The organism is Candidatus Thermoplasmatota archaeon (genome assembly GCA_035541015.1).
In the GTDB taxonomy this organism is placed as follows: Archaea; Thermoplasmatota; SW-10-69-26; order JACQPN01; family JAIVGT01; genus DATLFM01.
On the sequence record DATLFM010000044.1, the window covers coordinates 1 to 8,244 of the forward strand.

Here is an 8,244-nt window from a genome sequence, read left to right on the forward strand (position 1 = left end):
CGGAGCGATCACGGCGCCCGTGGGGCGCGCGTGGAATGCTCGCTCCGCTCGCATTCCCCGGCGCCCCCCGGTCGCATGCTGCGCATGCGCCCGCCGAGATTCGAACTCGGGTCACAAGATCCGCAATCTTGAAGGATATCCAAGCTACCCCACGGGCGCATGCGCAGCATGCGACCGGGGGGCGCCGGGGAATGCGAGCGGAGCGAGCATTCCACGCGCGCCCCACGGGCGCCGTGATCGCTCCGCCGCAAGCTCGACGCGCCACGGGCGCACGCGGTTTGCGGACAGCGCGGAAAGCGGAGGGCCGTATAAGAACCTAGCGCCGCTCGACGTCGACGAGCGCGACCCGCTCGAGCACGAGGTCGACCCAGGCGTCCTCCGGCACGACGCGAAGCTCAACCGCGCCCACGCCCAAGGCCAAGAGCGCGTCCCGGCCGCCCTGCAGCGCCGTGTCGTCGCGCGCAAGTCCCAACGCCTGGAGGGTCCGGTCGACCGCCCCCTTCGCGTTGGGCCCGACGGCGACCACGCCCACGCGCTCGGTGTCCGCGCGCAGGCCCAGCCGGCGCAGCGCGTCGGCGATCTGCCGCTCGCCGCTTGCGTAGCGCAGCACCTCGAGGCCAAGCTCCTTCGACACGGCGCGGTCCTCCCCGTACGCGCGAAGCGCGCGCTCGGCGGCCACCTGGAGCTGCTCGGGGTCGACCACGGCGCGCGCGTCGAGCAGCTGCACGAGGCGCGCGCCGGTCTCCGTCGCGACGCGCGCGGCGGCGGCCACCGCCCGCGCGGGGTCGCCCACGCGGCCGCGCGCGCCGGCCACGGCGATGTCCTCGCTCAGGCGCGGTCGCCTCCGTAGGCGTGGACGGGATCCTCCGCGTCCTTGGCGCGTCCGAGCTCCTTGACGATGCTTGCGGCAAGGCCCGGGCCGACGCCCGGCACGCGCGTGAGCGTGGCAAGCGGCGCGCGGCGGAGCTCGGCGAGCGTCGTGAAGCCGGCGGCGTGGAGCGCGCGGGCGCGCACGCGGCCGACGCCCGTGAGCCGGATGAGCGGCAAGAGCTCGCGGCGGATGCCGTGCTTGACGCGCACGTGGAGCTCGGAGAGCTCGGGGAGGCCGTCGCGGTGGAAGAGGTGGGCGAGCTCCTTGAGCGCGTGCACGAGCCATTCGGCCGTGTCGACCTTCTGGTGAAGGTCGCCGGGGTACACCTCGTACTTTCGCTCGATCTTGTCCATCGTCGCCTCGTCGATCCAGTCGTGCAGCAGGAAGGCGGTCTTGAGCTCGGAAAGGAACCATTCGAAGTCGGAGCCGACGGGGAGGGGAACGAGAAGCTCGCCCTCGTGCTCGACGGCGGCCGACTCGATCCAGTCGTCGCCGCGCCGAAGGTACAGCGGGCGCATGTCGGGCGTGGCGCATGCGGCGTGCAGCCAACCGATGGCGGAAGGCTTCCGGCGCCCGCCTGCGGCCGCCTGGAGGGCGTCGCGCATCTTGACGGCGGTGACGGGGTCGATGTAGAGGTCGCTCGTGCGCTTGCCAAACAGGGTGGCGCGAAGCTTGGCGCCCGGCTCGACGAACCCTTCCTCGCGCAGGAACCGGAGCACGTCGGCGACGCGCGCCTCGAGCACCCAGCTCTCCTGCTCGCGCCAGAGGAAGGTCCCCTGCAGGAATTCGATGACGGCCTGCTCGTCGGGCGTGAAGCCCATGGCGATGCCGGCCAGAAGGTGCGTGCGCAGCGCGGACTCGGCGCCAAGCTTGCTCGTGATGGTCTCGGGGTCGGCGAGGAGGTATTCTTCGAGGATCCGCACCCGCTGGTCCCAGTTCTTGGCAACGCAGATGGCCTCGCCCACGCGGTCGTACCGCGGGCGCCCGGCGCGTCCGGCCATCTGCTTGTACTCGAGGACGGGGATGGGCGCGTTGCCGACGCCCGCGTCGTAGCGCCAAAGGTCGCGCACGATCACGCGTCGCGCGGGCAGGTTGACGCCGGCGGCAAGGGTGGGCGTGGCGACGATGGCCTTGAGGACGCCCTGCTTGAAGGCCTTCTCGATGCGCTGCCGCTGCGCGTTCGTGAGGCCCGCGTGGTGGAAGGCCACGCCCGAGCGCACGCACCGCTCGACCTTCGCGTCCAAGCCGCTTCGCTCCTCGACGTCGCCCGCGGCGTCGGCGGAAAGAAGCGTGGACTCCTCCGTCTTGAGGAGGCGGGACACGACGGGCCGGAGCTTCTCGGCCACCGATTCGGTGCTCTTTCGCGTGTTGACGAAGACGAGGCATTGGCCCCCGCCGGCGACGGAGTCGTGGACGAGGCGCTCGACGGCGTCGGCCTCGCGGTCGGGGATGTCGGGAATCTCGCGCTGCTCGCCGTCCACGAAGCGAACGGCCTTGCCGTAGAGCACGCCTTCGCGGAGGGCGACGGGGCGCCAGTCGCTCCGGACGTGGCGCGCGGACAGCCAGTCGGCCACGTCTCCGCTGTTGCGGATCGTGGCCGAGAGCGCGATGAGCTGGGCGCGCGGGTTGATGGCGCGGAAGCGGGCGAGGAGGACCTCAAGCGTGGGGCCGCGCTCGGGGTCGTGCACGAGGTGGACCTCGTCGGCGACGATCGTGCCCACGCGGTCGATCCATTCCGCCCGGTGACGCAGGAGCGCGTCGGCCTTCTCGCTCGTGCAGACGACGATGTCGGCGCGCGAGAGCCACGGGTCGGTCGCGTCGAGGTCGCCCGTGGAGATGGCCACGCGCAGTCCGGCGGGCTCGAAGGCCTTCAGGTCCTCGTACTTCTCGGACGCAAGCGCGCGCAGCGGGACGATGTAGATGCCCTTGGCCCCCGCGAGCGCGCGCTGAACGAGCGCGAGGTATGCGACGAGGCTCTTGCCGCTTGCCGTCGGCACGGCAAGGACGAGGTTCTCGCCGGCAAGCGCGATGGGCACGGCCTCGGCCTGGCTGGGCCACAGCTCGCCGTAGCCTTGCGACTCCAGGATGGCGACCACGGCGGCGGGAAGCCCCAGGTCGCGGACGTGCACCACGTCGCCGCCCATGCTGCGGCGGGGTAAAAGGGTTATCCGCCGGTCGCGACGCCGCACGCCCGGCTCGCCGCGCTTAGGCTTGCACGCCGTCGGACTCGGGGTCGGGCTTTGCGTGCGCGGTAAGCGGCGAAGGCACGAGGCCGTGCACGGGCGCGGCCTCGGGCTCGGTCGCGATCCCCGTGGCAAGCTCCATGGGTGCGCCCGGGAGGATGACGTTGGGCACGGGCGGCAGGGACTCGACCGGCACTCCCTTGACGCGCGCGAGCGCCAGGTTGCCAAGCTCGGAGATGAAGTATTGGCTCACGTGGTCCTTGCGGAGCTCGAGCACGAGGCCCACGGCCGAGAGTTTCTTCAGGTGCCAGCGGATCGTGCCGTGGTTGAGCGAGAGCCGGCGGGCCATCTCGCGCTGGTGCGCGGCGGGCTCTTGGCTGATGAGTTCGAGGATCTGGCGCGCGTTCTCGTTGCGCAGGACGGCCATGGCAAGCCCCATGCGCTTGGCCTCGAGGCCGCCCTCGACGGGGTAGAACACCTTGTAGCCCTCGAGCCGTTTGGAGTTGACGAGGTTGCTCTGCTCGAGCTTCCGCAGGTGCCACAGCGCGTTTGTCGTGGAGAGGCCAAGCGCGGCGGCGGTGGCGCGAAGGTGCGTTCCGGGGTTCGTCTTGATGTACTCGTAGAGCTCGCGCCGCGCGTCGTTCTCAAGCACGTTCTGCGCCGTCACGAACTTCGTGCCAAGCACGCTTACGGCGAGGTACGCGGCCGCGGCCATGCCGCCGCCCAGCAGGACCATGCCGGCAAACGAAAGCCGGCCCACGAGCGGGACGTCGAGCGCGCCGTTGAGGGGCGCGCGCAGCAGGTCCCCGCCGCTTCCGGGCCGGCTCCCGGTGTTCGCGTTGCCCGAATCGAGGCCCGAGGTGGGGCCGTTGAGGCCACTTGAGGTGTCCAGCGCCGACGACGCGCCGGCGGCAAGCAGCACCAGAAGCGACGCGGCGACGATGCGAAGACCGAACCTGGCGTGGCCACCCACCATGGGAATCGGCTTACTTTTGCCGTCGCCCGTACTTGAACGTTCGTCGGTGGTCCCAGGTTCCTGGGTCCCCTACTTAAGAACCCTTCAGGCCGCGAGCGGCTGGACGGGCGGGGCGGGGAGAACCGGGGCGCGCACGAGGGCCTTGGCCGCGGCGTAGCCGGCGGTGGTGGGCTCGTAGAGGGAGACGCGCCCGGCCCGGACCTCGGAGAGAAGCCCCGCCAGGCACAGCTTCTTGAGATGCCAGCGCACCGTCCCGTGGTTCACGGACAGCGCGCGGGCGATCTCGCGCTGGTGGATGCGCGGGTTCTCGAGCACGAAGTCGAAGATGGCGCGCGCGTTCTCGTTGGCAAGGGCGGCCGCCGAGAGGGTGAGGTCGCGCGCCTCCACGCCGCCCTCCGTGAGGTAGTAGACCTTGAGGCCGTTGAACTTGCGCGAGCGAACGAGGCCCGTGCCTTCGAGCTTGCGAAGGTGCCAGACGGCGTTTGTCGTCGAGAGGTCGAGGTCCTCGGTGAGCTGCTTGAGGTTGGCGCCGCGTCGCGCGCGCAGGTATTCGTAGATGCGACCGCGCACGCCGCTTTGCAGCGCGTCTTCGGGCCGAAGGAACCGCGTGCCGCCCGCAAGGAGAATTCCCACGAGGCCGGCGGCGGCAAGGCCTGCCCCGGCGACGCCAAACCAGCCGTCCTGCGTGACGGGCTCGGATCCGATGGGCGCGACGGGCTGCACGGGCGGGCTTGCGCCTCCGCGTTCGCCGTCGCGAATGTCCTCGGCGGCTTGTCCCACCTCGCGCCAGAGGGCCGCCGCGGTGTCCTGCGCTTTCTGCAGGTACGCTTCGCCGGCGGCAACAGCGGTGGGCGCGAAGGCGAGGCTGGAAGCCAGGAGAAGGATTCCGATGGCTACGCCTCGCACGGATCGTCGCCTCCGGGCGAGATGTTCTTCGTGAACTATTTAACGCTTTTGGGGACGTCGTTTTTGGCGTACCGCTTGCCGTCGTTACGCCGGACGCCCCGGCGGAAGTTCGGCCGCAAGCGGGCCGAGGCCGGACTCGCCGATGGCAAACTCGGCCGACGATCCCTCCGGAATCGAACGGTGCTTCATGATCGTCCCTCGACGCCGACCGACGCCGGCCTTCTCCAATCGCACGACCGCCTTGCTCAGATGGCGCAGCATCTGTCCCCCGATGGGCTCGAAGACGTTGTTCTCGAGATTGGTGTACACTTGGTTCGTGATGACGACGGGAATGCCCTTCTGCCGCGCGACCGCGAGCAATTGGTGCAGCTGCTGCGTGAGGTGGCGCCGATCGCGCACCTCCTCGCCGTCGGCCAGGCCCACGCGGTAGAACACCGTGGCCGAGTCGAGCAGCAGGACGCCGATGTCGGCGTTCCCAAGCGCCAGGCGGCAGGCCTTGTCGATGACCTTCTCCTGCTCGTCGAGCGTGAAAGGCTCGAAGAAGAGGATGGACTTTCGGACCTGCTCGAAGTCGCCCTCCGCGGCGCACATCTGCGCGAGACGCTCGAGGCTTACGCCCTCGGTGTCGATGTACACGACCTTGCGCCCCGCGCGGGCCACGTTGCGCGCAAGCTGCAGGCAGGCGTTCGTCTTGCCCGTGCCGGCCTCGCCGTAGAACTCCGTGAGCGCGGCCGACTCGACGCCGCCGCCAAGGAGCGCGTCAAGCGGCGGGCAGCCGAGCGGAACCCTCAGGGGATCGTCCTCCTCGGGATCGTCGGCGGGGCCTCGCGGCTGCCGCGCTCGGGCGCCGACGAGGAGATCGAGGAGGGCCACACCGCGGATCAAACCGGCGGGCGTATATTAACGCTATGCGGAAGTCGCGCGATCGGGCGCCAACCTCACAGCTCAAGCCCGCGCACGTCGCCTGCTCGCACGATCTCCAGGCGCGTGCCAAGCGCGTAGGCTTGCGTTCCGGGCTCGGTGCGGTCGGCGATGACGACGACGGCGTCGGCTCCAAGCGCGGCCGCGCGCGCGTCGAGCTGCTTTCCGAGGAGGAGGTCGAGCGTGGGCACTTTCTTCACGAGGAGCCGCTTGCCGCCGTCCTTGTGCGCGGCAAGGTCGAAGCCGGAGGCGTCGGCGGCGGGGGCCAACTCGTAGCCGGCTTCCCGGAAGCGATCCGAGAGGACGGCGATGGGGTCGCCGGCTGGGACAGAAGGCGTCTCGACCGGCGCCGGAGGCGCAGCGGGCGCGGGGGGCGCGGGAGTGGGCGCTTCCTCCTTCGCGGGCGGGCTTGCCGCGGCCGCAAGGAGGCCTCCGAACGGACCGTCGGGGACCGCACGGCGCGGCGTCGTCGCCCGAGGCGACGGGGCGGCGGCTGGAGCGGGCGCCGGAGCGGGAACCGCGGGCGGCGGAGCGGACCTCCCCTCCTTGGCCGCCTTCTTCGCCTTCAACATCTCGTCGGTCTGCATGGCCTGGCTGATGAGGCCGCCAAAGGGGCTCGAGCCGCCGGAGCTTGCGCCCGCGCGCGGGCGCGAGGCGCCGGGGCCGTCGGCCACGATGGTGGGCGTCGTGGGAACCTTCGGCGTCACGGGCGCTTGCCCGGCGAGCATGCGCTCGAAGTCCGCGGGGGAAAAGCGGCGGAAGTCCTCGTCGGCGATGAGGAAGACCTTGGCCACGTCCTTGGCTTGGTTGAGCGTGTCCTTGACCGGCGCCGCAAGCGACTGCCGGTCCTCGGAAGACAGCTCGGCGACGCGGGCGCGCGGGATGCGGGCGCCAAGGATGGCGGGGCCTCGCGCGCCGCCGGGGCGGAGGATGTCCAAGCCGTAGGAGCGGTTGAGCTGCGATCGCATCTCGGCGGCGTAGGGAGCTTCCTCGCGGGCGCGCTCGCGGATGCGGTCGCGAAGCGGGATGGGGTCCACGCGCACGAGCTTCTCGGAGCCCAGGAGAAGGACGTCCTTGGCCGCGCGCACGAGTTCCTCGGAAACGGCCTCGCCGGCGCGCTCGACGTCGGTGAGGAAGTCGGGACGTGCGCCCGGCACGCGGACGACGAGCACCGGCGGGCCCTCGTCGGTGACAAGCGTGTGTCCGTACTCGGGCGCAAGCGACGCGCGCAGCTCCCGGATCTTTCCGGAGGAGAGAGGCGGCGCAGCATCCTTGATCATCGGCATCGGTGCATCCCGCGGAACCTATCGCGGGCAGCACTATTTACGCGCTCCGATTTAATTGCGGGCCCGGCGGCGGAGGCTTTCGATCGGAAAGCCTTTCCTTGCAGGCCCGGATTCTTCAGCGTGCCGCGGGGCCGCAAGATCGCCATCCTCACGCGCGACTTCGCCATGTACCACGACCTCGTCCGGCACCTCAAGGAGAAGGACGTCGCCTTCGCGAGCCTTGCCTGGGGCGACGAGATCCCGCCCGACGTGGGGGCCGTCATCAGCACGCGCAAGGAAGCCACCAAGATCCCGTTTGCCAACGTGGCCGAGTTCCGGACCCCCTCGCAGGCGTTGGCGGAGGCTCGCGCGCTCGTCGAAGGCGGCCGGACCTGCGAGTCGCTCGTGGTTGGCATCGACCCGGGCGAGCGCCCCGGCGTCGTCGTCGCCGTGGACGGCCGCGAGCGCCGCGCCTTCCAGGTGGGATCTCCCGAGGCCGCCGTCGCGGAGGTCGCCCGGTGCGCGGCCACGTGGAAACCCCGGCAGACGGCGGTCGTCCGGATCGGTCACGGCGCGCCCACGGCGCGCGACCGCATCGTAAACGGCGTCGTGGGGCTCGACCTTGCCGTGGAGATCGTGGACGAGACGGCCACCTCGCCCACGATGCCCCGCGCGGGCGAGGCGCGCGACGTGGCGGCCGCGCGCGCCATCGCGCAGTCGGCGGGCGAGGAGGTGCGCGCGCGGCGACCCGTCCGGCCGGCCGAGGGCGAGATCCGCGACATCCAGCGCAAGAGCCGCATCGCAAGCGGCGGCGATCTCACGATCTCGCGGTCGCTTGCGATGCGCGTGGCGCGCGGGCAGCTCACGCTCGAAGAGGCCGTCGAACGACAGCGGCAGGAGTAGCGAAGACGAGGACGCGACGACGCGTGACGAGCGCCCGCGCAACCAAACGCTTATGAAGGGCAGGCCGAGTTAGGCCCGCGATACCCTCATGGTGAAGGAAGTCACGCTCAAGGTGGCCGAGGCCGTCCAGGAGGACGTCGCCAAGGGACGCGTCCGCGTGGACGCCGCCACCCGCCTCGACCTCAACCTCACGGTCGGAGACGTCGTCGAGATCCTCGG

The 8,244-nt window shown here is 71.0% G+C and carries 7 protein-coding genes and 1 tRNA gene; 1 reads left to right on the forward strand and 7 read right to left on the reverse strand.

All coding sequences use genetic code 11. The features are described from left to right. Positions 1–85: 85 nt before the first annotated feature. The 7 genes from VM681_04200 to VM681_04230 all read right to left on the reverse strand — a co-directional run bounded on the left by VM681_04200 (position 86) and on the right by VM681_04230 (position 7,143). A tRNA-Arg gene (locus VM681_04200) sits at positions 86–159 on the reverse strand. Positions 160–316: 157 nt separating this feature from the next. After that, a complete protein-coding gene (gene cgi121, locus VM681_04205; protein HVL87199.1) occupies positions 317–814 on the reverse strand; it encodes a KEOPS complex subunit Cgi121 in 498 nt (165 codons plus the stop codon). A 14-nt stretch (positions 815–828) separates the two neighbouring features. Beyond that, entirely contained in the window at positions 829–3,003 is a 2,175-nt protein-coding gene (locus VM681_04210; protein ID HVL87200.1) for a DEAD/DEAH box helicase, read from the reverse strand. A 73-nt stretch (positions 3,004–3,076) separates the two neighbouring features. Continuing rightward, positions 3,077–4,030: a winged helix-turn-helix transcriptional regulator gene (locus VM681_04215; protein HVL87201.1), complete on the reverse strand. Its 954-nt coding sequence runs from the start codon at positions 4,028–4,030 to the stop codon at positions 3,077–3,079. An 84-nt stretch (positions 4,031–4,114) separates the two neighbouring features. Next, positions 4,115–4,936: a winged helix-turn-helix transcriptional regulator gene (locus VM681_04220; protein ID HVL87202.1), complete on the reverse strand. Its 822-nt coding sequence runs from the start codon at positions 4,934–4,936 to the stop codon at positions 4,115–4,117. Between the two features lie 84 nt (positions 4,937–5,020). Next, positions 5,021–5,809, reverse strand: a complete 789-nt coding sequence (gene radB, locus VM681_04225) for a DNA repair and recombination protein RadB (GenBank protein HVL87203.1) — start codon at positions 5,807–5,809, stop codon at positions 5,021–5,023. A 65-nt stretch (positions 5,810–5,874) separates the two neighbouring features. After that, positions 5,875–7,143, reverse strand: coding sequence for a hypothetical protein (locus tag VM681_04230; protein ID HVL87204.1), 1,269 nt, complete (start codon positions 7,141–7,143; stop codon positions 5,875–5,877). Between the two features lie 120 nt (positions 7,144–7,263). Here VM681_04230 and VM681_04235 point away from each other — a divergent pair, with 120 nt between their 5' ends. Beyond that, complete coding sequence (locus VM681_04235; protein HVL87205.1) at positions 7,264–8,025, forward strand: hypothetical protein; 762 nt, start codon at positions 7,264–7,266, stop codon at positions 8,023–8,025. Positions 8,026–8,244: the final 219 nt, after the last annotated feature.